Genomic DNA, 23,320 nt, shown 5'->3' with positions numbered 1-23,320 from the left:
CGATGGTGTTGTGTGCGCCCGGATTTTCAGACAAATACCGCCATGGCCGGACTTGATCCGGCCATCCACGTGGTGATGTCACGTGACCCGATGACGTGGATGGCCGCAACGCGTGCGGGCATGACGACATTGCTTGGATGATCCTGTTCATGAAATCCACAACGGGGCGGATCATTCTTGCGATTGATCCGGATCAATGCGGGTGCGATGATGGCATATGAGAGTATGCTCATGAACAGATGCCGTGCATATACAAACTGGCTGAAAGCGGCGGTTGCCGCGGTTGGAATGCTCGTGCTTTCCGCGCCGGCGAATGCCGAATCCGGGTTGCCCGCGCCGACCTTCCTGACCGAGAACACGCTGATCTATCCCGGCGTGGACGGGCAGGAGAACCTGATCCATTTCGGCCGGTTCGGGAATTTCGACTGGTACTTCCCCTGCACCATCGAGAGCGGCAGCTGGTCCCTCGATCCCGACAACGTCCTCAGCCTGACCTATGACAATACGGATTTCGCGGCGCGGTCATATCGACTGACGCCCCGTGAGGACCCTGACGGCGTGCGTGTGGAGATGATTGCGCCCGAGCGCACATTCGCGGCGGTCATGGAAAAGGGCAACACGTTGCCCTACACATGAAAGGTCTACTGACCGCGCGTGCCGCGGTCCGACCCGGACTATCAACCAGTTTCGTCATGCGCGGACTTGATCCGCGCATCTCCGTCGCAGGTGCATGAGATGCCCGGGTCAAGCCCGGGCATGACGAAGTAGGGCGGGTTTGAAACCCGCCCTACGTCGATTGGTACGTGCCTTGTCGGGGCGGGCCTACCGCGCGCCCGAGACGTTGACCTTGGTGCCGGCGATATAGGACGCGTCGTCCGACAGCAGGAACAGGATGGCGGCGGCGACTTCCGAGGCCTGGCCGACGCGTTTCATCGGCAGGTTCGGGCCTACGGCCTCGACCCGGCCCTCGGGCTGGATCTCGGTGTCGATGACACCGGGGCTGACCGCGTTGACGCGAATGCCCTCGGCGGCCACTTCCTGGGCCATGCCCCAGTTCATTGAATCGATCGCGCCTTTCGAGGCTGCGTAGGGCACGTTCACGCCGGCACCACCCAGATGGGAGGCTGCGGACGACAGGTTGACGATCGCGCCACCCTTGCCGCCATGCTTGGTCGACATGCGCTTGATGGCCTCGCGGCAGCAGATCATCGTCGAGGTGATGTTGAGCGTCCAGAGCTCTTCCAGCGCATTCCAGTCGTCCAACTCGTCGACGCGCGCATAGGGGCCGACAATGCCCGCGCTGTTCACCAGATGGGTAACGGTCCCGAGTTCCTTGTCCACGGTCTCGAACATCCGCACGATGTCGGCTTCCCTGGTGATGTCGGCCTGCACGGCGAGGGCCTTCGCGCCGGCCTTCTCGCAGGCCCCGACGACCTGGTCGGCACGCTCCTTGTTGCCCACATAGTTGACGCAGATGGCCTCATAGCCCTGTTCAGCCGCCGCGATGCAGGTGGCCGCACCCAGGCCCCGGCTGCCGCCGGTCACGATCAAAACTTTCGACATGGAACTTCCCCCGGTTGGTTCTTTTTGATGTTCCCCCATGCATAGCGATTTGGGGCTTTTGGTTCAATCTTGCCTTTGTCTCGCCGCCTCTTTGCATGGCGGCAAGCCTACGGCACAATCCGGGCAGCGAACAATAAAACCACCAATACACCGGGGACGAAGACGATGGCGAAAGACGATATCAAGAGTTTCGACGTGGCGTTCGAGTGCGATGCCACGGGTGTGGGCAAGATGCGCTGCGAGATGGATGTACGCCTGATGGTGCCCGAGGTCATCGAGTGGCAGATGGCGTCGGACGAGTATGGTTTCCATGGCGGCGACGGCTCGGCCCCGCTGCCGATCGCCTATTTCATCGCCGGGCTGACCTCCTGCCTGATGACCCAGATGCGCGCCTTCTCCAAGCGCCTGCGTGTGGACATCGAGGACCCGAAGATTTCCTGCCGCTGCGAATGGGTGGCGACCCAGAAGGGCCGCGAACCCTATGAGTCTGCGCCCAAGAGCATCCATATGGACATCTCCATGGACACGGAATCGCCGGTCGAGGATCAGCTGCGGCTGATCGAGGCGGCCAAGAAGGGCTGCTTCATCGAGGCGATGCTGACGCCCCAGAACAACATCACCCACCGCCTCAAGACCGCCGACGGCTGGGTGGACTGCTGACCGCTGTTTGAGATGCCCGGATCAAGTCCGGGCATGACGTTTAAGAGTTCGGTCGGGACCATAATGAACCGTCATGCGCGGACTTGATCCGCGCATCTCGTCGCAATCTTGTACACAGCCCTTGAACCCGCGATAAATGGCGCTGAAAACGCCCGCCAAGGAACCGCGTACCATGCTCAAACTCTCCTCCTGCATCATGATGATGTTCACCGATCTGCCGCTGCCCGAGCGGATCACCGCCGCGGCCGATGTGGGCTTCACGGGCGTCGAGATCCAGCGGCCCTATGGCGAGGATCTGGACGAGCTGGCCAAGCGCCTCGATGCGGCGGGCATCGAATGCACCCTGCTCAACACGCCCTATGGCGACACGGAGGCCACCAAGTTCGGTCGCGCCTCGATCCCGGGCGAGGAGGCGGCCTTCGCGGCCGATCTCAAGCTCGCGATGGACAGTGCGGAAGCGCTGGGTTGTACGCGTGTTCACGTCATGTCGGGCACGGTGCCTGAGGGCGGCGATCCGGCAGCGCACCGCCAAACGCTCCTGTCCAACCTGCGCGCGGGCGCGGTGGCGGCGTCGGCGCGCGGCATAACGCTCCACATCGAGCCCCTGAACTTCACCGACAACCCCGGCTACTTCCTGATCGGCCAGGCGATGGGACACTCGATCGTCGAGGAGGCCGGGATGGACAATGTGAAGGTGCAGTTCGACCTGTATCACGCCCAGATGTCGGAGGGTTTCATCGCCGACAAGATCGAGCGTTACCTCGCCCAATCAGGCTATGTGCAGTTCGCCGGCGTGCCCGGCCGCCACGAGCCCGACGATGGCGAGATGAACTACGAGTTCCTGTTCGCGATGCTCGAAGACGCCGGCTATGACGGCTGGGTCGGCGCGGAATACAGGCCACGCGGCGACACGGTTGCGGGGCTGGGCTGGGCGAAGAAATACGGGATTGGGTGAGGCGTAATCAGCTAGTCATGCAGTTCGATCTCAATTTTGGTCTTCAGTTGAACAGGGAGGCGGTTTAGACCGCCGCTACACTTAACTTGCACTTCGTTCCTGAAATGATTCCGGCTGAATTTTCTGCACTTCTGACAAGATTCATGGTCATTGCGGGAGCCAAAAATTGGAAGAAACGATTCGAATCCTTCGACACCCAAATAAAGAGTAATCCGTTCTATGAAGAGTACATTGTCGATCGGTTTCCTTTGGAAATATCATTACAGGATTTTTTGAGTTGGAGGAAATCGACTGGGAGGAATTATCGAGTTCCTATTGACGCGGATGAAGCAGCCCTTTTTGGGTTTATTGGTATGACCAGTAGGATTCATCAACGGCTTTCGAGCCAAGGAAAAGTTCGGCTCGAAGGTGCAATTCGTGACGCACTTAAAAACGACAGTGGTTTAGCCCCCGTTGCTTTTGAGTTTGTTGTCGCTGCGCACCTTATGCATAGGGGGTTTTCCGTCGAATTTGTCGACCTGGAAGGAACTGAAAAATTCGACCTTCTATGTGAGAGGGATGGCTCTTTCCTTGAGGTCGAGTGCAAGAACCTGAGCGGAGACGCGGGGAGACCGATTCACAGGAAAAGGTTGGTTCAACTTGGGGCTGCCATACAGAATATTGTTGGTGAGGATCGAAAGCGTGAGGCAGGGATTGAGTTAGTCAAGGTGACTTTGGAAAAGCGATTGGAAGGTCGAACCGAACATCAACTTAGCATTGCAAATGCGGTAGCCGAAAGTTTGCGAACGCAGACAGGCTCTTCGGGTGTCGACGGTTTTAGTGTGGAATATCGATTGGTCGGACCAGTCGAATGTCCAGAGATTCCGACCATCATCAATCCGGAATCCGTTTCGGGTCTCCGGAGCGCAGTTGAAAGTTTGGCGGAAACGCAGAACGCTAACATAGTGTTCAATATTACGCCTGGACACGGGGTCACGGCAGTTGTCGTCGACAGTCAGGCGGACACAAGAATCATGGACTATTTGGCGGAGCGGACTAAGGAAGCTGCGTCTGATCAGCTTTCTGGATTACGATCCGGAATGGTCTGTGTCCGGTTTGTTGATATGAGCGATCAACAACTGCACGAGATAGCGGAGGTAGAGAAATCAACCAATCTGTCCGCTCTACAGCATCTGGCTAGTGATTTGTTGTCGAGAGAGGATTGGAGCCATATCCATAAATTTGCTTTTTTTGCACGCGGTGACGCCAATGTTGGCATTCATCAATCTAGTGTCATTGGGGATTTTTCTTCCACTACGGGTGGTTCTGTTTATCACTTCAAAAACAAAGGCGTTAAATACACTGATTTTTCTGGGTATTCGATTTTCTAAATAGGACTCGGATTATTTAATGTTTTCTTCCCGCTTTCGGTGTGCGTCGTGCAGTTGTTGTAATTGGTGATCTCAATTTGGGTTGGTCACACCATGCCCTAACGATCTCCTACTCTACTGATCCGGTGTCCACAGAATATCGGTCGTCATCGAGCGCGGGTCGCGCAGCTCCCAGCGGCCGGCATCGACCCGGGCCAGGAAGTCGCCCAGCTGCTGGTTGAACAGGCCCGGCTCCTCCAGGTTGATCAGGTGACCCGAACGGGGCAGCAGCACGAGCGCGGCTGAGCGGATGTTGCGCTTCATGAACAGGCCGACATCGAGGCACGGGTCGTCTTCGTCACCATTCATGATCAGGGTCGGAACCTCGAGGGCCTGCATCTCGCGCGCGAAGTCGTAGAGCGACGGGCGGCCGCCCTGGACGGCACGCATGGTGTTCGCCGAGCCTTTGGTCGAATGGTCGGCGAGCTCCTGGGAGAAGGCCTCCCAGCCGCGTGGGTCCTTGTTGGCATACTGCACCCGGGTCGGGCCGATGGCGTAGATCTTGGAGAATTCGGCCATCGTGTCGGCCTCGATCCGCGAGGCCACTTCCTTGGTTTCGTCTGCGAACTGCGCGTGGACGTCGGGGTGGGCACCGTAACCCGCGCCGGCCACCGTGAGGGACAGCGCCCGGTCGGGGTGGCGGAAGCCGAAATGGAGTGCCGCGAAGCCGCCCATGGACAGGCCAACGATATGGGCCTTTTCGATGCCCAGCGCGTCGAGCACGGCGAGGATGTCGTCCACGGCCCGGAACTGGCCGTACATGGCCAAATCTTCGGGCACGTCCGAGGGCGGGTAGCCCCGGGCGTTGAAGGCGATCGTGTGGTAGTTCCGCGCGAAGTGGCGGAGCTGCGGTTCCCAGCTGCGGATATCGCCGCCGAACTCGTGGGCGAAGATAATTGGCGTCCCGCTGCCATGCTCCTCGACCCAGAGCTTTACGACGTCGTCGGTGGTGATGTGCGCCATGGTTCGTTCCTCCCGAAATCGGGCCTCAGCCCTTCTTCTCCATCGCCTTGATCAGCGCGTTTACCGCGTCGTCATGCTCGCCCGTGTGATGGGCAAGCGCCTGGAAGGCGGCGGCCATTTCGAGCACCGTCTCGAGGCGGGAATGCACGCCCTCGCGCAGCAGGCGCTTGGACATGCGCAGGGAGTGGCCCGGATTGGCGGCGATCTTGCCCGCCAGGATGTGGGCCTCGTCCATCAGGCTGTCATGGGGCACCACGCGTGAGACCAGCCCGCATGCGAGCGCTTCGTTGGCGTCGATCATGTCGCCGGTGAAGGTCATTTCGGCGGCCTTGGACATGCCGACCAGCTTGGGCAGCAGGAAGGCCCCGCCGTCGCCCGAGATGATGCCCAGCTTGACGAAGCTCTCGGCGAAGCGGGCCTTTTCGGACGCGATGCGGATGTCGCACATGCAGGCGAGATCGCAGCCTGCGCCCACGGCGGCACCGTTCACGGCGGCTATGGTCGGCACCTCGAGGTTGTAGAGGGTAAGCGGGATGTTGTGGATGTCGCGCTTGTAGTTGTTGCGGATCTGATACGGCCCGCCTTCCGACAGGCCCTTGCGGTCGCGCATGTCCTTGACGTTGCCGCCGGCGGAAAAGGCGCTGCCCGCGCCTGTGAGGATCACGCATTTCACGGAATCGTCGCGGCTGATCCGGTCGGTCGCGTCCACGAAAGCTTCATACTGGCTCTCGCCCGACAGGGGGTTGCGCGCATCGGGCTGGTTCATCGTCAGGGTGACGACCGCGCCGTCCTGTTCATAGATCAGAAAATCGCTCATTGGTTTCCTCCCCCAGAGTTACCTCCGTTGGGCCATCTTGAGGCCGTAGGGGCGGGTTTTAAACCCGCCCGTTCTTCGAGGGAAGCGCGGTTGGATGTGATGCTTTCCGCGGGCGGGTTGCAAACCCGCCCCTACAGAGACCGGAAATGCCTAATCGGGGCGGGTCTGTGACCCGCCCGTGTGTTCGAGACTGGCACCGGTGGTGAGATGCCCGGATCAAGTCCGGGCATGAGGCTGAGTTGTTCGGGAAGGCGACGAACCCGGGTTCCATCCTCTAATATGCGCGTTCAACAGGAGGACAGATGCAGGCCTTTGCCTTCGAGCCATGCGAACTGCCGCCCGGCGCCGACGCGTTGCGGGCCGAGGTGCGCGCGTTTCTGGACGCCGAGGCCTCGGACATCCTGGTCCCGGCGCGGGCCCGGTCCTGGGTCGGCTTCGATGCGGACTTCTCGCGCAAACTGGGGCAACGCGGCTGGCTGGGCATGACCTGGCCCGCGCCCTATGGGGCCGGGCGCAGCGCGCTCGAGCGTTACGTGGTCATCGAGGAGTTGCTGGCGGCGGGGGCGCCCGTGGCGGCCCACTGGATCGCCGAGCGCCAGTCGGGGCCGCTGATTTTGCGTTTCGGCACCGACGAACAGCGCGAAACGCTGCTGCCGGGGATCGCGGCGGGGGAGTCCTATTTCTGTATCGGTATGAGCGAGCCGGATTCAGGCTCCGACCTGGCGTCGATCCGCTCGAAGGCCGAACCGGCGGAAGTGAATGGCGAGAAAGGCTGGATCGTCGACGGCCGCAAGGTCTGGACCACCTACGCCCAGCATTCCCACTACATGATCGCGCTGCTGCGCACCGGCGAGGCGGGGGAGAACCGCCATGGCGGCACCACGCAATTCATCATCGACCTGGCCTCGCCCGGCGTGACGGTCCAGCCGATCCGCAACATGATCGGCGACGCGGAGTTCAACGAGGTCACGTTCGATGATGTGTTCGTTCCCGATACGATGCTGGTGGGCGAGGAGGGCACCGGCTGGCGCCAGGTGACGGCCGAGCTCGCCTTCGAGCGCAGCGGACCGGATCGGTTCCTGAGCGCCTTCGCGTTGCTCAAGGAGCTGGTGCGGGTGGCGGGCGAGGCGCCGACGGACATGGCGGCGTCGGCGATCGGCCGCCTGTATGCCCATTTGTCCACCTTGCGGGCCATGTCCCTGTCGGTCGCGGCCCAGTTGGATGCGGGCGCGGAACCGGCGCTGGAGGCGGCCTTCGTCAAGGATCTGGGGGTGATGTTCGAGCAGTCCGTCCCCGAGATCGCGCATCAGGTGATCGGCGCGTCACCGCGGATCGACCACGGCGGCGATTTCGAGAAGACGCTGGCCTATGTGCAGCAGGCCTGCGTGTCGTTCTCGTTGCGTGGTGGCACGACCGAGATCATGCGCGGTGTCATCGCGCGGGGGCTGGGGCTGCGGTGATCGCTTTCCAAACCATTCCCACCGTCGTCATGGCCGGGCTTGACCCGGCCATCCACGTTCATCCGGCGGAAACTATTCGGGAGATGCCGGGATCAAGTCCGGGTATGACGATTGTGGAAGGCGCGTGCCCATGAACGAAGAACGCGCCATGATCGCCGAGACCTGCGACCGGCTGTTCGCAGAACATCTCGACGCGGATGTGTTCCGCGCCGCCGAGGCGGGCGACTTTCCACAGGGCCTGTGGGACGTGATCACCGAAAACGGCCTCGACCGCATCCTCGTATCCGAAGAAAAAGGCGGCAGCGGGCTCGGCTGGGAGGATGCCGAAGTGGTTCTGCGCGCCGCCGGCGCACACGCAGCACCTGTGCCGTTGGCCGAGGCAATCGCCGCGGGCTGGATGTTCGCCGGCGGCGGCCACGACATCCCCGCGGGTGTGCCGACCATCGCGGATGCGCCGCCGGTTGCGATGACGGAAGCCGGGATAACGGGTGAACTCGAACGGGTGCCGTGGGGCCGGTCGGCGACGCATGTGCTGGTGGACGCGATGCGGGGCGATGCGTTGCATCTGGCCGCTGTCGCAACATCCGATACGCGCGTCACCGCCGACCGCAATATCGGCCGCGACCCGCGCGATGCGCTGACGTGCGACAAGACGTCTGTCACGGCATGGGAGGTGTCCATCGGGACACCCCCGCTGCGGACCCTCGGCGCGCTGGTGCGGTCATGTCAGATGGCGGGGGCTATCTCTGCCGCGCTCGACCTGTGCGTGACCTATGCCAACGAACGGGTGCAGTTCGGCCGGCCCATCGGGCGGTTCCAGGCGATCCAGCAGCAATTGGCCGTGATGGCCGGGGAGGCCGCCGCCGCCGGGGTCGCCGCGCGGAAGGCCTGCCGGGCGGTGGATCGTTTCGGGCTGGATGGCGCGGGGCTGTCGGCCATCGCGGCGGCCAAGATCCGTACCGGCGAGGCGGCAGGCAAGACGGCCAGTATCGCCCATCAGGTGCATGGCGCGATCGGGTTCACCGACGAGTACCGGCTGCATCATCTGACCCGGCGGTTGTGGGCCTGGCGGTCGGAGTTCGGGGCCGAAGGCGCATGGTCGGAGATGCTGGGCTCAATGATCATCACGCGTGGCGCGGACAATCTCTGGCCGGATTTGACGGGATAGGGTCTGGTCAATTTCGTCATGCGCGGACTTGATCCGCGCATCCGGGGCACCGTTGTCAGAGATGCCCGGGTCAAGCCCGGGTATGACGCGTTTCTTTCTAATTCCTGGTTCAACCCATGGCTTGGTCGCTCGGTCCCCAACGGATATGCTCGGGTCAAAGCAGGGGAATACATGCAGTTCGTGAGTTATATCGGTGCCAAAGGTGCGACCTGGGGCTTCGTTGCCGGTGACGGCGTGGTCGATCTCGGCGCCCGTGGGCCTCATGGCAGCCTCAGGGCGGCGATCGCGTCGGGTGATCTGATGGACATCGGTGCGGCGGCACGGGGCGAGGGCCCGGATGCGGCGCTGGCGGACATCACCTATCTGCCGACCATCCCCGATCCCACCCATATGTTCTGCGCCGGCAAGAACTACAAGGATCATGTCGAGGAGATGGGCTTCGAGATGCCCGAGAATCTCTCGCTGTTCCTCAAGGCAAACTCGACGCTGGTGCCCCATGGCGGCGCCATGATTCGGCCCAGAGTGTCGGAGTGTCTCGATTTCGAAGGGGAGATCTGCGCCGTCATCGGGCGGGAGACCCGCCATGTGTCGGAGGCCGAGGCGCTGGACCATGTTGCGGGATACACGATCATGGTCGATGGCAGCGTCCGCGATATCCAGAAACACTCGGTGACGGCGGGCAAGAACTTCGTGGCGACGGGGCCGTTGGGCCCGGTGATGACCACGGCGGACGAGATTCCCGACCCGTCCAGGCTGCATGTGACGACCCGCCTCAATGGTGAGGTCGTGCAGGATTGCGGCGCGGACATGCTGATCTTCGATATTCCGTATATCATCTCGTACCTGTCGAAGGTCACGCCGCTGCAGCCCGGCGACATCATCGCGACAGGTTCGCCTGCGGGTTCCGGCGCGGGGCGCGAACCGTTGCTCTGGATGAAGGGCGGCGACAGGCTCGATGTCGAGGTGCCGAAGATCGGCACGCTGGCTGTCGATATTATCGACGAGATTTAGAGGGAAATGTCATGAAGTTCATCAGCTACAGGGTCGCGGACGGCCCCGATACATTCGGCCTGGTCCGCGAGGACGGGGTCGTAGACCTCAGTCAGCACGGACCTCACAAGAGCCTTCGTGCGGCGATTGCCGCCGGCGATCTGGATGCGCTGGGTGAAAGCGCCATGACCGGCGATCCCGACACGGTGCTGCCGGACGTGACCTTCCTGCCCGTGATCACCGACCCGGACAAGATTCTCTGCGCCGGTCTGAACTACAAGGACCATGTGACGGAGACCGCCAACACATTGCCGGCCGAACTCCAGCTCTTCATGCGCTCGACCAACACGCTTGTCGGCCATTGCGGTGAGATGGAGCGGCCGAAAGCCTCGGACAATTATGACTTCGAGGGCGAACTGACGGCGATCATCGGCAGGGGCGGCCGGCATATCAGCGAGGCCGATGCGCTGGATCATGTCGCCGGCTACACGATCTTCATCGACGGCAGCGTGCGCGACTACCAGAAACACTCGGTCACGGCGGGCAAGAATTTCTACAAGTCCGGCCCGCTCGGACCGTGGCTGGTGACCGCCGACGAGATTCCCGATCCGTCTGCGATGGAGCTCACCACCCGGCTCAACGGCGAGGTCGTGCAGCATTCCACGACCGATATGTTGCTTTTCTCCGTGCCGTATATCATCTCCTACATCTCGCGCTTCACCCCGCTGGAGCCGGGGGACGTGATCGCGACGGGCACGCCGAGCGGGGTCGGCGCCAGGCGCAACCCGCCGCTTTGGATGAAGGCGGGGGACCGGATCGAGGTCGAGATTTCAAAGATCGGTACCTTGTGGGCCGACGTCGTCGACGAGTAGATTTGACGAAGTTAGAGGCGGGAGGAACCAGCCATGACCATCACGCGTGTCGAGAAACTGATCTATGGCGTCGAGGATATGGAGACCGGCGCCAACTACTACCGGGACTGGGGCGTGAACGAGGTCGAGAGCGGCCCTGAGCGCACGGTTTTCAAGACCCGCACGGGCCAGGTTATCGAGCTGCGCCGGTCCGATGATCCGTCGCTGCCGGCGACACCGGACCCGGCGAAATCGACGCTGCGGCGTGCGATCTGGGGCGTGGCCGATGCGGCCGGTCTCAAGGAGATGGGCGAGGATCTCGCCAGCGATCGCGACGTGACCGACGAGGGTGGCACGCTCTGTTTTGCCGATGAGAGCGGCAACGGGCTGGGCCTCATGGTCGCGTCACCGACACAAACCGACGTCGAGATCATCCCCCACAACGTCAACACGAACGAGCCGCGGATGAATGCCGTGATCTCGCCGGCAGCCCAGGCGAACCCGATCCGGATCGGCCATGTGGTCTACATGATCGAGATGGCCGACCGGGAGAAGGCAGTGAGCTTCTATCTCGACCGGCTGCGCTTCCGCCTGTCGGACAGCACCAAGACCGGTGGCGACTTCATGCGCTGCGAGGGCGGGCATGACCATCACAATCTCTTCCTGATCAGCCGGGCCGACCGCAACGCCTTCGATCATGCCTCCTTCGAGGTCGAGAATTTCGACATGGTCATGATGGGCGGCAAGTTTATGAAGGATAAGGGCTGGGACCCGGATACGACCCCGGGCCGCCACATCCTCGGTTCGAACTATTACTGGTATTTCAACAACCCGGCGGGCGGGCGTACCGAGTATTTCGCCGACATGGACCGCATGGACGACAGCTGGGAGCCGCGCATCTGGGACGAGAGCCCGGGATTCGCCCTCTGGTCGGTCGACGACGCGACGCTCTAGGGCCGTTCGTCACCGAGATGAGATACGCGGGTCGAGCCCGCGCATGACGGCTTTTGCGAGCTTTCGTCATGCCCGGACTTGATCCGGGCATCTCGTCGAAGTTTTACGCTGCCAGCACGGCCAGCATCGCGTCGAGATGGGCCGCACCGAAGGCCTGGCAGCGGTCGGGTGACCAGCCGAAGGTCGCGTCGGGCCGGTCGGCGTTGTCCTTGAATGGCATCTCCAGGGTGAGTGCCAGGCAGCCGAATGCCTCCGCGACCCAGTTGGAACAGAGCGTCATGTTGCCCTTGCCGGGCTTGGCGTCGGGATAGCCGTATTTGGTCTGGAAATCCGGACTGGCCGCCAGCAGCGCGTTGGAGAAGACTTCCTGCAGCGATTTTTGGCGTTCGCTGAGGGACGGAATACCCATCATCCCAGCGAGGAAATTATACGGCAGGGCCTCGTCGCCGTGCACATCGAGACAGAAGTCCACGCCGGTATCCTGCATACGTTGTCGAACGAGGAACACTTCCGGGCTGCGGTCCATGGCGGGTTCGGACCATTCCCGGTTGAGGTTGGCCCCGGCGGCGTTCGTGCGCAGATGGCCGCGGCGCGACCCGTCCGGGTTCATGTTGGGAACGATGTGGAACACGGCGCGCTCCAGCAGCGCCTTCGCTGTTCTGTCTGCGGGATCGAGAAGCCGCGCGAGGAACCCGTCCATCCACCATTCGGCCATGCTCTCGCCGGGGTGCTGGCGGGCGATGGCCCAGAAGTTCTGCTTGTCGGGCGATGGCGCGCCGATGGTCAGCAGGTCCATGGCCTGGCCGTCGAGGGTCTCGCCGAGGACGTCGAGCGACACCCGGTCGTCGAGTTGGGTGCGGGCAATCAGGTCGGCGTGGCGCTCCATGGAGTAGGGCGCGAAGTAGGCGTACCAGACACTGTCCGCGGCGGGGGTATGCTCGATGGTCAGCACGCCGTCGGCATAGCTGGTCGGCACCCGGATCCAATTCTCGCGATCCGAGGACGCAACGGCCCGATACCCCTCCCAGCCCTTGGGATAGGCCGCCCCGCCGGCGTTGGTGATCTTCATGGATACAGCCGTGTTCTTCGCGCCCGTCAGGCGGAAGTGGAACCACATGTAGAAGTCGGAGTTGTTGTCCTTGGAAATCTCCAGCCGGATGTCGCCCGGGTCGGAGGCGTCCCGGCAGACGATGTTGCCGCTGTCGAAATTACTGGCGATGTGGAGGGGCATACCTATTTTTCCTTGGGCTTTCCGTGGTCGCACGAATCACATTCGTCATGCCCGCGCAGGCGGGCATCCATAACCGCCGATGCTTGAACGGGCAACGTCCGTGTTTATGGGTTCCCGCCTTCGCGGGAACGACGAACCATTATTATTTGGTGATGCCTTCGTACAAATCCGACCACTCGGGGTTCGTCTGCTCGATCAGTCCAATCTTCCAATCGCGATTCCATTTTTCAGTTGTTTCTCGCGCGTGATTGCCAGCGGAACCGTCGCGTGTTGCTCGAAGTACACGAGCTTTCTGATTCCGTATTTGGAAGAGAATCCCTGGATGGCATCGCATCGGTGTTCGTTGATCCGCCGAACGAGGTCGTTCGTCACGCCGATGTAAAGCGCACCGTGTTTTCGGTTCGCAAGAATATAGGTGAATCCGGACACCACGCCTCCTGTTCTTCATGGGTCACAGGATACCGGGACTTCACGGAATGATCTTGTTGTCGCGCAGCTTCTGGAGTTGGCGGGTGATGGTCGCCTCGCTGTCCCACACATTGGTCCAGCCGGCCTTGAAAATCTTCGTCAGGCTCGACATCTGGTCGAAGTCGTTGTTGAGCGCCATGTCGAGATAGGCCCAGTTGACGATCTCGTCCAGTGCGTAGGGCCTGAGGCCGTTCCCGGCGACCATCCGGTCCCACAATTCGCCCTTGTCGGCCATGGTGGCGGCGATCGGGATCGGCTGGGGTTCGGCCACGTCCATCTCGAAGAAGTCGGCGATGCGCGGCCATATCTGGCGCCAGCGGAACAGGTCGCCGTTGGTGATGTTGAAGGCCGCGTTCTTGGCTGATGGCGTGGTCGCGGCCCAGACCATGGCCTCGGCCAGCAGGTCCACGTCGATCAGCTGGTAGAGCCGGTCGAAGAAGCCCGCGTTGCCCGGCCAGCGCAGCGGCACACCGAGCTGTTTCGAGATCGCGGCGTAACACGCGACGCCTGTCATCAGGTTCATGGCCGAGCCTGTCGAGAAGCCCCAGACGCCATGGGGGCGCATCGCGGACCATGACCAGCTTGACTGAGCCGCCTGTCGCTCAACCAGCCAGTCCTGCTGGGCGTGGTAGAAATTCACGGGCAGAGGGCGCGGGTCGTCCTCGCGGGCGGGCGTCTTGTAGGAACCCAGATAGGTGCCGTACCACTTGGCTCCGTGCATCAGCTGGACGTGTCGAAGATTGGCCGTTTCCTCGACCGCGTCCATCAGGTTGGCGAGCATGCCCACATTGACCGGGATCTCCGCCGCCACCGTCGCCTGCTGGCTGTAAGCTGTGTAGAAAACATGCGTGATTTCGCGGTGCGCAGCGAGCTTCGCCCGGCAGTCGGCCGCGTCCGTCAGGTCGACCGAAAGAAAGGTCGCGCGGGTCGGGAAATCCGGCGCCCGGCGCGAAAGGGCGACGATGTCCCAGTCGGGCTTGTCCTCGAGATGCTCGACAAGCGCCCGCCCGGTGACGCCCAGCGCGCCGGCGATGAGTGCGGTGTTTTGGGTCATGGGTGGTGTCCTTCGGTACGCACCGCAGCATCATCGTCATGCTCGCGCAGGCGGGCATCCATAGACGCCGATGGCTGCCCGTACAAACGCAGGTGTTTATGGGTTCCCGCCTTCGCGGGAACGACGAAACTGGCGGTTGTCACGCTCACGGCAAAACCGGGGCATGACGGTGGTGGGTTTCGGTAGCCACCACGCCCTTTTTCTCATGGCCGGACTTGATCCGGCCATCCACGTGGAGATGCGAGGTAATCCGATGACGTGGATGCCCGCAACAAGTGCGGGCATGACGGTATTTGATGGTTCCCGCCTTCGCGGGAACGACGATCGGTGTGGTTGTTATGATCACGGGATGATCCGGTTGTCGCGCAGTTTCTGCAGCTGATCCGTGACCGTTTCTTCCGTATCCAGTACCTCGGTCCAGCCGGCCTGTCGGATGTTGGTCAGGCTCGACATCTGGTCGAAACCGTTGGCGAAGGCGTAGTCGAGGAACGGCCAGGTGACGATGTCCGACATGGCGTATTTGCGCAGCTGGTGCGCCTCCGCGATCTCGGCCCAGACGGTCTCCTTGTCGGCCATGATGGTCTGCGTGTTCACGCTCTGGACCGGCCCGACCTCCATGTCGAAGAATTTGGCCAGCTTCGGCCACAGGAGCTTCCAGCGCGTGTAGTCGCCGTTGGTGATGTTGAAGGGCTGGTTGGCCGCGCCGGGCGTGGTCGCGGCCCAGACCATGGCGCGGGCCAGCAGTGCCACGTCCGTGATCTGGTAGACGCTGTCGAGCAGTGCCGGGTTGCCGGGCCAGCGCAGCGGCAGGCCGAGATGCTTCGACACGGTGGCGTAAACCGCCAGCGACGTCATCATGTTCATGGCCGAGCCGGTCGAGAAGCCCCAGACCCCGTGGGGGCGCAGTGCCGACCAGCTCCAGCCCTTGCCGTCTTTCTGCGCCATGGCCTGACGTTCGACCAGCCAGTCCTGATGGTCGTAGTAGAAGTTGGGCGGCATGTGGCGCGGATCGTTCTCCTTTGCGGGCGTCTTGTAGGGCTTGCCGAACTGGACGCCGTACCATTTCGCACCCTGCATCAACTGCACATGGGCGAGGCCCTTCGCGGCGGGCTCCACCGCGTCCATCAGGTTAACCAGCATGGCGAGGTTGGGCGCCACCTCGGCGGCGAAGGTCTCGTGCGGCGCGTAGGGGGCGAAGAAGACATGGGTCACGTCCGACATCTCGCCGAGCGCAGACTGCGTCGCGGCCCGGTCGAGCAGATCGACCGATGCGAAGCTGGCGTTCGTCTCGAAGTCCGGCGTGCGGCGCGACAGGCCGACGACCTCCCAGTCCGGGTCGTCGTCGAGATGCTCGACAAGCGCCCGCCCGACGACGCCGAGCGCCCCGGCGATGAGTGCCTTTTGTCTGCGCATCCGCGTTCCTTCGGGCCCATGTGAGTTCTGGATGCCCGGATCAAGTCCGGGCATGACGAGAGAATAATATCGGTCGTCCACATTGCCCCGTCATGGCCGGACTTGATCCGGCCATCTCTGGCGCGTTGGTGGATGGCGTCTCCCCGGCGCGATAGTATCAGCGCTGGCTGCAAACCGGTATCGCGTTCGCGCATCAAGGGGTGAGAACAGGCCATGCTCGAAAAATTCGCCGATATGGAGCTCCGGTATCTGGGCGAGACGATCTGGGTGCCGGAAACCAAGTTCGGCGACTATATCGGCAGCGGTAACGGGACGATCACCGGCGATCTCCTGGCAGGCGATATCAAATGGAGCCTGTTCGAGAACGAGGCGCCGGACGTCTGTGATTTCTCCATCGTCGGGACGATCACGGACGAGGCCGCTGTCGCGCACGGCTTCGAGATCCTCGGCTACTCCCAGCACGAGCCGGACACGCGCACCTGGCGCCTGTCGGCCGGCATCCGGTTCACGTCCCGCCCGAACGATGCGGCCTACCCGGCGGTGGGCGTCGTCACCGGCGTGTTCGAGACCGCCAGCCGGACCCACCGCTACGAGCTGTTCCGCAACACGGGCTGACACGCGCGCCCGAAACCAAACACCGAATGCGTGAATTACCGCTTTTCTTACCACTGATATATCAATAGTATTTCAGAGTAGACGAGACAGGAGTGCCTTGTTTTGGGTGGAAATCCGGGAATCAGCCTCACCGAGCAGGCCTACACGCAGATCGAGGAGCTGATCGTGACCCTCCAGCTGCCACCCGGCGGCGCCGTGTCCGAGGGCGAGCTGTGCGCCCGGACCGGCTTCGGCCGGACGCCGGTGCGCGAGGCCCTGCAGCGGCTTGCCCGCCAGGGCCTGATCAACATCCTGCCGCGCCGGGGCATGTTCGTGACCGGGATCGACGTCGAGACCCAGCTGCAGCTGCTCGACCTGCGCCGCGAGGTGGAACGGCTGATGGCGCGGCACGCCGCGCGCCGGGCCAGCGCGGATGAACGCAGCCGGTTCCGCAGCCTCGCCGACGCAATGGACCGGGCTGCACGCGACGGCGACGACGAGGGCTTCATGGCCCTCGACCAGGCCTTCAACAACCTGGTCGGCACGGCCTGCCGCAACCCGTTCGCCCGGGCCTCCATGGAGCAGTGGAACCCCCTGGCGCGCCGCTTCTGGTTTCAGCACCACCGCAATGTGGGCGACCTGCCGCGCATGGCGTCGCTGCACGCCGCGGTGGCGCGCGCCGTCGCCGATGGCGATGCGGACACGGCCGCGCGGGCGTCGGATGAATTGATGGATCACCTCGCGGGCTTTACCCGCGCCGCGCTCGATGCCGGGCGCTGAACGACATTTGCAAGGAGAAGACAATGGCAGATCGTAAACTGAAATACTGGGGCTGGGGCTACGAAGACGCCGGCCTCGACGCCGACCAGACGAAGGCATTGCTGGCCACCTTCGCCGACGGGTTCGGCATCCGGCCGTCCCGCGACGGCAGGTTCCCCACCCTCGACGCCATCGAACTGCCGAAATGCCGCCTCGAAGCGCCTGCGTCTCTGGAAGGCGTCTGCACCGACGATCACTTCGAGCGCGTCTATCACGCCTTCGGCCAGTCCCAGCCGGATTCGCTGCGCACCTATAACGGCGATTTCGACCACGCGCCGGATATCGTGGCCTTTCCCGAGACCGACCGGCACATCGCCGAGATCTACGAGTGGGCGGGCAAGGCGAACGCCGCCGTCATCCCCTGGGGCGCGGGTTCATCCGTGGTCGGCGGCGTCACGTCCGATGTGGGGTCCCGATATAACGGCACCATCTCGGTCGACATGGGGCGCATGAACAAGGTGCTGGAGGTGGACCCGGTCTCCCGCGCCGCGCGCATCCAGGGCGGGGCGCTGGGCCCGCAGCTCGAGGCACAGCTGAAGCCCCATGGCCTGACTCTGCGCCATTTCCCACAATCCTTCGAGCATTCGACCTTCGGCGGCTGGATCGCGACCCGCTCGGGCGGCCATTTCGCGACGCTCTACACCCATATCGACGATCTGGTGGAGGCGACGACGACCGTCACCCCCGCGGGCGATATCGTGAGCCGCCGCCTGCCGGGCTCGGGCGCGGGGCCCAGCCCCGACCGTTTCGTCGCCCTGGGCTCCGAGGGCGCGCTGGGCATCATCACCGAGGGCTGGGCGCGCCTCCAGGGCCGGCCGACCTTCAAGGCCACGGCGGGCTATCGCTTCACCGACTTCTTCGACGCCGCGCGGGCCGTGCGCGCCGTCTCCCATGCCGGGCTGTTCCCGGCCAACGTCCGCATCGTCGACGGCACGGAACTCAAGGTGAACGGCGCGGGCGACGGCAGTTTCACGTTGATGGTCGTCTCGTTCGAGAGCGCGGATCACCCGGTGGACGCGTGGATGGAACGCGCCGAGCAATGCTGCCTCGATCACGGCGCCGTGGTGGACGTGGAATGGCGCGATAACCCGGAGGCCCATCTGCAGGGCGCGGTCGGCGCGTGGCGCACGGCCTTCATCCGCATGCCCTATAACCGCGAGCAGCTGACCCCGCGGGGCATCATCTCCGACACCTTCGAGACCGCGATCACCTGGGACCGGTTCGAGGAATTCTACAACGCCATCAAGGCTGCGACCCAGGCGGCCATCCGCGACGTGACCGGCCATGACGGGGCGGTGTCATGCCGCTTCAGCCACGCCTACCCGGACGGCCCGGCGCCCTATTTCGCGTTCCACGCGCCGGGCGATCCGGACGGCAAAGCGATGCTGGCCCAGTGGCAGGAGATCAAGACGCGTTGCTCGGACGCGCTGATCGCCAATGGCGGCACCATCACCCACCATCACGCCGTGGGGCGCGACCACCAGAAATGGTACGAGCAGCAGCGCCCGGCGCTGTTCGGCGATGTGGTGGCGGATGCGAAAAAGCGGCTGGACCCGAAGGGGGTGCTGAACCCTGGGGTGATTGTGGGGTAGGGCTAACCTATGAGGTAATTTCCCCGAATGTTGAACATCGTAGTTGCTCGTCGACAATTGGTCGTTGTCACTGTCGGGGCTCGATTGCCTAGTCGGAACTGAAGAGTTTTCAATACGCGGCGTTAAACGCAGGGCTGTATCGAACGGATAGGGCCGGGAGTCCCTCATCGTCAGGATGGAGACAGGGATGGAATTGCGTGCGGGTCAAACCGTTCGGAGTTTGAATTTCACTTGAAATCCTGCCGCCTTCGCCAAATCCGGTTAGCAAGCGGCATCGATTGGGGCTTTGTACCCGCTGACCCCGCCACACCCCCTCTGGTGCCCCAAAGTACTGGTGCAGCGTCTGGCGCCGTATGCAACCTCCAGTGCGTCGCACAAGGAGCGCAGAATACTACAAAATAAATGATATATGATTTTTATGTCATATAAGAAGAATGATGTATCTATATTATGTGAAATATATAGAATATATTGCTTGAAATATGACAAATGAATATTATAATATCGTCATATTAGAAAAATGGGACTGATATTTACATGCCGGAACGAGACAAGAGGGCGAAGTTCATCGAACTCGCGGAGAACAGGGTCAACCGGGCAATCAAGGACCTCAAACTAATCGGTAATCTTTCGAACCGCTCCGCATACGAGTTCACCGAAGAGGACATCCGAAAAATGTTCCGCGCGTTACAAAAAGAACTCGAAATTGCAAAAGGTCGATTTTCTCGTGGCGAGAAAGCTGACGATGATTCCTTTCGGATTTGATGAAACGGGGACTGGTTGAAATGACGGACGTACGGCTGGAGTTTCTTGAAAATCAGGCGGGCGAGGTCGAGGGGCTTGGGCATGCCGGCATCGAGACATTTCGCGACACACCTTTCGTTAGCTGTAGCCGCGAAGCGGGCCAGAACACGCTAGATGCCGCAGACAGTCGGCCTGTCCGGATGGTGCTTCGAGAGCACAAAGTGCCTGCGGACGAAATTCCCGGCATCGACAAACTGAGGGAGACCATTTCGTCATGCCTGGAAGCTGCCCGTGCGACAGGAAGCGAGAAAGACCGGGACTATTTCGAGAATGCATATGATGTTGTCTCGAGCGACGTCATTCCGGTCCTAGAAATCGCCGATTTCAACACGACAGGGTTGGAGGGCCCTCCAAACAGCGCCGAATCAAATTTTCACGCACTCGTGAAAAGCTCCGGCAAGAGCGACAAGCCTACGGACACGTCGGGTGGTTCGTTCGGAATTGGGAAGAACGCAACCTTTGCAGTTTCCGACCTTCGAACTGTTTTCTATTCCACACTCTATGGACCCGCGAACGATCTTAAGTTCGCACTTCAGGGTAAGGTGCAACTCGTTTCACATCGGGATGCCGCCGGTGTAGAGCGAACCGCGAAGGGCTACTGGGGCCACCCGGGTCACTTCGCGGCGGTTGAGGAGCCGGACCTGGTTCCTGAATGGCTCAAGCGCGACAGCAAGGGCACCTCCGTCTTTTCTGTCGGTTTCCGAGGGCGCGAAGACTGGGTCGACCGCATGACGGTCCCGCTTCTGTCAAATTTTTTTGTGGCAGTCGACGACGGCGATATCGAATTCGAAGTTGGAGATGGTGCGCGCATCGTCAACGGTGAGAATCTCGCATCACTGCTCGATGACGCAGCCATTGAAAAAGTGGCCGAAGAGGCCTCACATGGTGATGATTTTCGCCTTGCCGGGCAGATCTATCGCTGCCGCAAATCAGACGAGGCTGTTACAAAGAGGTTTCAAGTCGACGATCTCGGTGAGTTCAAGGCAAAGATCCTCGTTAAAGAGGGCATGCCCAAGCGTGTCGCAATCGTTCGCAACGGTATGCTGATCGCCCAATCACTCGAACACTTCGGAGATAAATTCGCAAGATTCCCGGGTGCACGGGATTTTATCATGCTGGTCGAGCCGGCTGATGATGAGGCCAGCAAGGTTTTGAAGTCTCTGGAGAACCCGCAGCACAACGCCTTTTCACCAGGACGCCTTGATAATCCCAAAAAACAAAAAAATGTCACCCGGGCAATGAAGCGGCTGATCCGTGAGATCCGCACCATGATCCAGGAAAACGCGGAAATCACTGGAGGGGATGCGACCAAACTCGATGAGCTCGGCGAGTTCTTTGCTGACGCAGGAAGCGAAGAGGCCAAAATTCCCTCAGCTGAAGACGATCCTGAAACGATCAGCTTTAAACCGACGAAACGCGTCAGGCCAAAACCTATCAAGCCCGTGGCTCCACATGGTGAAGGTGATGAAGGCGGCGCAGGCCACGACGATGGAGGTGGCGGTGCTGGCACAGACGGACAAGGCGATGGTTCAGGTTCCGGAGAAGGTGGCGATGGCACCTGGGGGCAAAAACCAGACGTGCGCCTTACGACAGTACGAAATGTTGAGAAGAGTGCGAAGGTCAGGAAAGTCTTTTTCACTCCTGATGAAGCTGGCGACATAGAGCTTACATTTCTTGCAACAGGCGTCTTCTACGAGACCGAACTCAGAGTGGAAACCGCCTCCGGAGCGAAGAAATGTGCGGCGAAACACGGACGCGTCGAACTAAACGTTGACCAGGGCGCGCGCGTCGAGATCGAAGTAACTTTCGATGACGACTATACCGGCCCGGTTGAGGTTTATGCTGTGCGGAGGGCGAGTTGATGAAAATCGATCTGAACAGCCATTTCCCGCATCCGGTTCTGAGTGATGGTAATGATGATTTTCTCAGCGGTAGCTTTGATCTTCAGATCGCTGAAGTTCGTGAGTCTACCGACGGTAATGTGGAGGTTGATTTCGCTGTGTCGCTCGCGTCATCCGACGTGCAGGCTCTGGTAGATGACGGTACCGCGCGCGTGGGCGCTTTTATTCGGTGTCAGGACACCTTCTATTCGGAACTTCGGGCCATAGACGAGACGACAGGAACCTGGCGTTTTGATCGTGGATCCCTCTATGGACGTGTCGAGGCAAAGCCGGCGATCTGGCTCGCCAGGCCACTGAAGGACTGGCAAGCGGAGAACCTAAACCCAGAATTTGGTGGCGCCGTTTCGATCCGCGGGTCCGAAATCATTGGCCTCGCCAACGACACCGTCTTCCACATCGGGCAGGACAAGCTCCGGAAATTTGAGAGCATTTTTGAGCTTGTTCCTTCCGACGATATTCCCAAAGGCAGGCTGAAGCTGGACCTGTTGGCAGATGCAATCCGCATTCTTGCACCGCTCGATCTGTTCAAGTCGATCGAACAGATGCGCGGAACCAGAGGAGGCAAGCCTGTATTGTTGAGTGCAGTCTACATGCCGGTCGTGATGGAAGTTCTGGAAAGCATCCGCGGACAGGGAGATTCCGGGTTCGAGGACCGGCCCTGGTACCGGGTTTTTTCAGCGAAGTGCGAACACCTCGGGATTGATATTGAACAGGCGCCCCTGCTGGAAAGTGCACAAAGGCTTCTCGGCTCCCCGGTCGAGAAGCTTGGTGGAGCATTCATGGAGCTGACGGACAATGCCTAAACTAAAGTACGTAGCGGAAAGTATCCTCGCGGACCTGAAAGCCAACGTCCCTTCGAACCTTGAGCGTTATCGCAGTTCAGGCTTTGACGACTGCGCTGATCTGAATGGTTGGGCGATGGAATTATCTTCTGTTGAGGTCGATCCGGAGAAACTCGGCAAGCTCGACCCGGCCGGTGGAAGTGCCGCTGAAGTCAGCAACTCCATGATTGTTTTCAACGCTTTCGAAGGGATGACCCCGGCGCTCGCGACCGAAGAGCGTATCTGGAGCCGCCTGACACATTTCGAATGCCTTGGTTACGTCCGGAAACGTTGGCCACTGAAGGATGAACCGAAGGAACCGAACAATCTGCTGAGCAACCTTGTGGGATCGAATGAAAAGGTCGCAGAACAGCGAATGAGGATTCTGCACGACAATATCAGCCAAGTTGAAAATCATTACTTTGCACGCGGACGAACAGGTTACCGTGACGACAACGCCATATCCCGTCTCTGGTGGAACGCGTACATTGCGTGGCGCGTAGACCCTGAGGATCAGGTGACGATGCTGGCAGAGTTGCTGAGAAGTGCGGACATCCGTTCGAACCTTGTCGAACGTCCGATACTCAGTAACCGGGCGAGCCTGTTGCGCGGAATTATTCGGACGATGCGAAGCCAGCCGGATGTTTACGGGACTGAAGCCACTTTTCGCGAATTCATGAAGGCCCTGAACCTTCGGGGAAGCGGTGTGCTTTTCGAGTCGCTGTCGGATCAGGAGACTGACAAGATACTTCTGAATTGCCGCGATGAAGCGCTCCGTCGGGTTAAGGCAACCCGGCAGGCAGCCTAGGCCGAGCGAAGGTGGCATGAGGTCT

At 61.3% G+C, this 23,320-nt stretch carries 23 protein-coding genes and 1 pseudogene; 16 read left to right on the top strand and 8 right to left on the bottom strand.

Annotated elements, in window-relative coordinates; translation table 11 throughout:
* Positions 1 to 26 precede the first annotated feature (26 nt).
* A complete protein-coding gene (locus ABJ363_11480) occupies positions 27 to 233 on the bottom strand; it encodes a hypothetical protein (protein MEP4379614.1) in 207 nt (68 codons plus the stop codon).
* Between ABJ363_11480 and ABJ363_11475 the strand changes: the two genes are divergently transcribed.
* Positions 232 to 636 carry a hypothetical protein gene (locus tag ABJ363_11475; protein MEP4379613.1) on the top strand — a complete coding sequence of 135 codons (405 nt, stop codon included), beginning with the start codon at positions 232 to 234 and terminating at the stop codon, positions 634 to 636. The genes ABJ363_11480 and ABJ363_11475 overlap by 2 nt on opposite strands.
* A gap of 186 nt (positions 637 to 822) precedes the next feature.
* Here ABJ363_11475 and ABJ363_11470 read toward each other — a convergent pair whose 3' ends face one another.
* Positions 823 to 1,563 carry an SDR family oxidoreductase gene (locus ABJ363_11470; GenBank protein MEP4379612.1) on the bottom strand — a complete coding sequence of 247 codons (741 nt, stop codon included), beginning with the start codon at positions 1,561 to 1,563 and terminating at the stop codon, positions 823 to 825.
* A 165-nt stretch (positions 1,564 to 1,728) separates the two neighbouring features.
* Here ABJ363_11470 and ABJ363_11465 point away from each other — a divergent pair, with 165 nt between their 5' ends.
* The 3 genes from ABJ363_11465 to ABJ363_11455 all read left to right on the top strand — a co-directional run bounded on the left by ABJ363_11465 (position 1,729) and on the right by ABJ363_11455 (position 4,548).
* Positions 1,729 to 2,223 (top strand): OsmC family protein, encoded by a 495-nt coding sequence (locus ABJ363_11465; GenBank protein MEP4379611.1) that lies wholly within the window; start codon positions 1,729 to 1,731, stop codon positions 2,221 to 2,223.
* A gap of 172 nt (positions 2,224 to 2,395) precedes the next feature.
* Complete coding sequence (locus tag ABJ363_11460) at positions 2,396 to 3,178, top strand: TIM barrel protein (protein MEP4379610.1); 783 nt, start codon at positions 2,396 to 2,398, stop codon at positions 3,176 to 3,178.
* Positions 3,179 to 3,321: 143 nt separating this feature from the next.
* On the top strand, positions 3,322 to 4,548 hold the full coding sequence (locus ABJ363_11455; protein ID MEP4379609.1) for a hypothetical protein: 1,227 nt from the start codon (positions 3,322 to 3,324) through the stop codon (positions 4,546 to 4,548).
* A 114-nt stretch (positions 4,549 to 4,662) separates the two neighbouring features.
* Here ABJ363_11455 and ABJ363_11450 read toward each other — a convergent pair whose 3' ends face one another.
* Positions 4,663 to 5,550 carry an alpha/beta hydrolase gene (locus tag ABJ363_11450; GenBank protein MEP4379608.1) on the bottom strand — a complete coding sequence of 296 codons (888 nt, stop codon included), beginning with the start codon at positions 5,548 to 5,550 and terminating at the stop codon, positions 4,663 to 4,665.
* Between the two features lie 25 nt (positions 5,551 to 5,575).
* Complete coding sequence (locus tag ABJ363_11445) at positions 5,576 to 6,367, bottom strand: crotonase/enoyl-CoA hydratase family protein (protein ID MEP4379607.1); 792 nt, start codon at positions 6,365 to 6,367, stop codon at positions 5,576 to 5,578.
* Positions 6,368 to 6,669: 302 nt separating this feature from the next.
* Between ABJ363_11445 and ABJ363_11440 the strand changes: the two genes are divergently transcribed.
* From ABJ363_11440 to ABJ363_11420, 5 genes are all read left to right on the top strand, one after another.
* Positions 6,670 to 7,827, top strand: coding sequence for an acyl-CoA dehydrogenase family protein (locus tag ABJ363_11440; protein ID MEP4379606.1), 1,158 nt, complete (start codon positions 6,670 to 6,672; stop codon positions 7,825 to 7,827).
* Positions 7,828 to 7,957: 130 nt separating this feature from the next.
* The gene (locus ABJ363_11435) at positions 7,958 to 8,995 is read left to right on the top strand and encodes an acyl-CoA dehydrogenase family protein (GenBank protein MEP4379605.1); all 1,038 of its coding nucleotides are present in this window, start codon (positions 7,958 to 7,960) and stop codon (positions 8,993 to 8,995) included.
* A 171-nt stretch (positions 8,996 to 9,166) separates the two neighbouring features.
* Positions 9,167 to 10,006 carry a fumarylacetoacetate hydrolase family protein gene (locus tag ABJ363_11430; GenBank protein MEP4379604.1) on the top strand — a complete coding sequence of 280 codons (840 nt, stop codon included), beginning with the start codon at positions 9,167 to 9,169 and terminating at the stop codon, positions 10,004 to 10,006.
* An 11-nt stretch (positions 10,007 to 10,017) separates the two neighbouring features.
* Entirely contained in the window at positions 10,018 to 10,857 is an 840-nt protein-coding gene (locus ABJ363_11425; GenBank protein MEP4379603.1) for a fumarylacetoacetate hydrolase family protein, read from the top strand.
* 33 nt (positions 10,858 to 10,890) lie between these two features.
* Positions 10,891 to 11,790: a VOC family protein gene (locus ABJ363_11420; protein MEP4379602.1), complete on the top strand. Its 900-nt coding sequence runs from the start codon at positions 10,891 to 10,893 to the stop codon at positions 11,788 to 11,790.
* A 103-nt stretch (positions 11,791 to 11,893) separates the two neighbouring features.
* Here ABJ363_11420 and ABJ363_11415 read toward each other — a convergent pair whose 3' ends face one another.
* The 4 genes and pseudogenes from ABJ363_11415 to ABJ363_11400 form a co-directional block, all read right to left on the bottom strand.
* Entirely contained in the window at positions 11,894 to 13,021 is a 1,128-nt protein-coding gene (locus ABJ363_11415; GenBank protein ID MEP4379601.1) for a M14-type cytosolic carboxypeptidase, read from the bottom strand.
* A 142-nt stretch (positions 13,022 to 13,163) separates the two neighbouring features.
* Positions 13,164 to 13,450, bottom strand: a pseudogene (locus tag ABJ363_11410) (GIY-YIG nuclease family protein).
* Between the two features lie 40 nt (positions 13,451 to 13,490).
* Positions 13,491 to 14,543 carry an SDR family oxidoreductase gene (locus ABJ363_11405; GenBank protein ID MEP4379600.1) on the bottom strand — a complete coding sequence of 351 codons (1,053 nt, stop codon included), beginning with the start codon at positions 14,541 to 14,543 and terminating at the stop codon, positions 13,491 to 13,493.
* A 342-nt stretch (positions 14,544 to 14,885) separates the two neighbouring features.
* Positions 14,886 to 15,956, bottom strand: coding sequence for an SDR family oxidoreductase (locus tag ABJ363_11400; protein MEP4379599.1), 1,071 nt, complete (start codon positions 15,954 to 15,956; stop codon positions 14,886 to 14,888).
* 213 nt (positions 15,957 to 16,169) lie between these two features.
* Here ABJ363_11400 and ABJ363_11395 point away from each other — a divergent pair, with 213 nt between their 5' ends.
* From ABJ363_11395 to ABJ363_11365, 7 genes are all read left to right on the top strand, one after another.
* Entirely contained in the window at positions 16,170 to 16,571 is a 402-nt protein-coding gene (locus ABJ363_11395; protein MEP4379598.1) for a hypothetical protein, read from the top strand.
* 102 nt (positions 16,572 to 16,673) lie between these two features.
* Positions 16,674 to 17,330 carry a GntR family transcriptional regulator gene (locus ABJ363_11390; protein MEP4379597.1) on the top strand — a complete coding sequence of 219 codons (657 nt, stop codon included), beginning with the start codon at positions 16,674 to 16,676 and terminating at the stop codon, positions 17,328 to 17,330.
* Between the two features lie 23 nt (positions 17,331 to 17,353).
* Positions 17,354 to 18,961 (top strand): FAD-linked oxidase C-terminal domain-containing protein, encoded by a 1,608-nt coding sequence (locus ABJ363_11385; protein ID MEP4379596.1) that lies wholly within the window; start codon positions 17,354 to 17,356, stop codon positions 18,959 to 18,961.
* Between the two features lie 537 nt (positions 18,962 to 19,498).
* On the top strand, positions 19,499 to 19,726 hold the full coding sequence (locus tag ABJ363_11380) for a hypothetical protein (protein ID MEP4379595.1): 228 nt from the start codon (positions 19,499 to 19,501) through the stop codon (positions 19,724 to 19,726).
* Entirely contained in the window at positions 19,726 to 21,627 is a 1,902-nt protein-coding gene (locus ABJ363_11375; GenBank protein MEP4379594.1) for a hypothetical protein, read from the top strand. Before ABJ363_11380 ends, ABJ363_11375 begins: the two co-directional genes overlap by 1 nt.
* A complete protein-coding gene (locus ABJ363_11370) occupies positions 21,627 to 22,469 on the top strand; it encodes a hypothetical protein (GenBank protein MEP4379593.1) in 843 nt (280 codons plus the stop codon). The genes ABJ363_11375 and ABJ363_11370 overlap by 1 nt, the downstream gene beginning before the upstream one ends.
* Positions 22,462 to 23,295 carry a DUF6339 family protein gene (locus tag ABJ363_11365; protein MEP4379592.1) on the top strand — a complete coding sequence of 278 codons (834 nt, stop codon included), beginning with the start codon at positions 22,462 to 22,464 and terminating at the stop codon, positions 23,293 to 23,295. The genes ABJ363_11370 and ABJ363_11365 overlap by 8 nt, the downstream gene beginning before the upstream one ends.
* Positions 23,296 to 23,320 lie beyond the last annotated feature (25 nt).

It is taken from the genome of Alphaproteobacteria bacterium (genome assembly GCA_039980135.1).
In the GTDB taxonomy this organism is placed as follows: domain Bacteria; phylum Pseudomonadota; class Alphaproteobacteria; order UBA6615; family UBA6615; genus UBA8079.
This window is presented reverse-complemented; position numbering and strand designations above follow the sequence as displayed.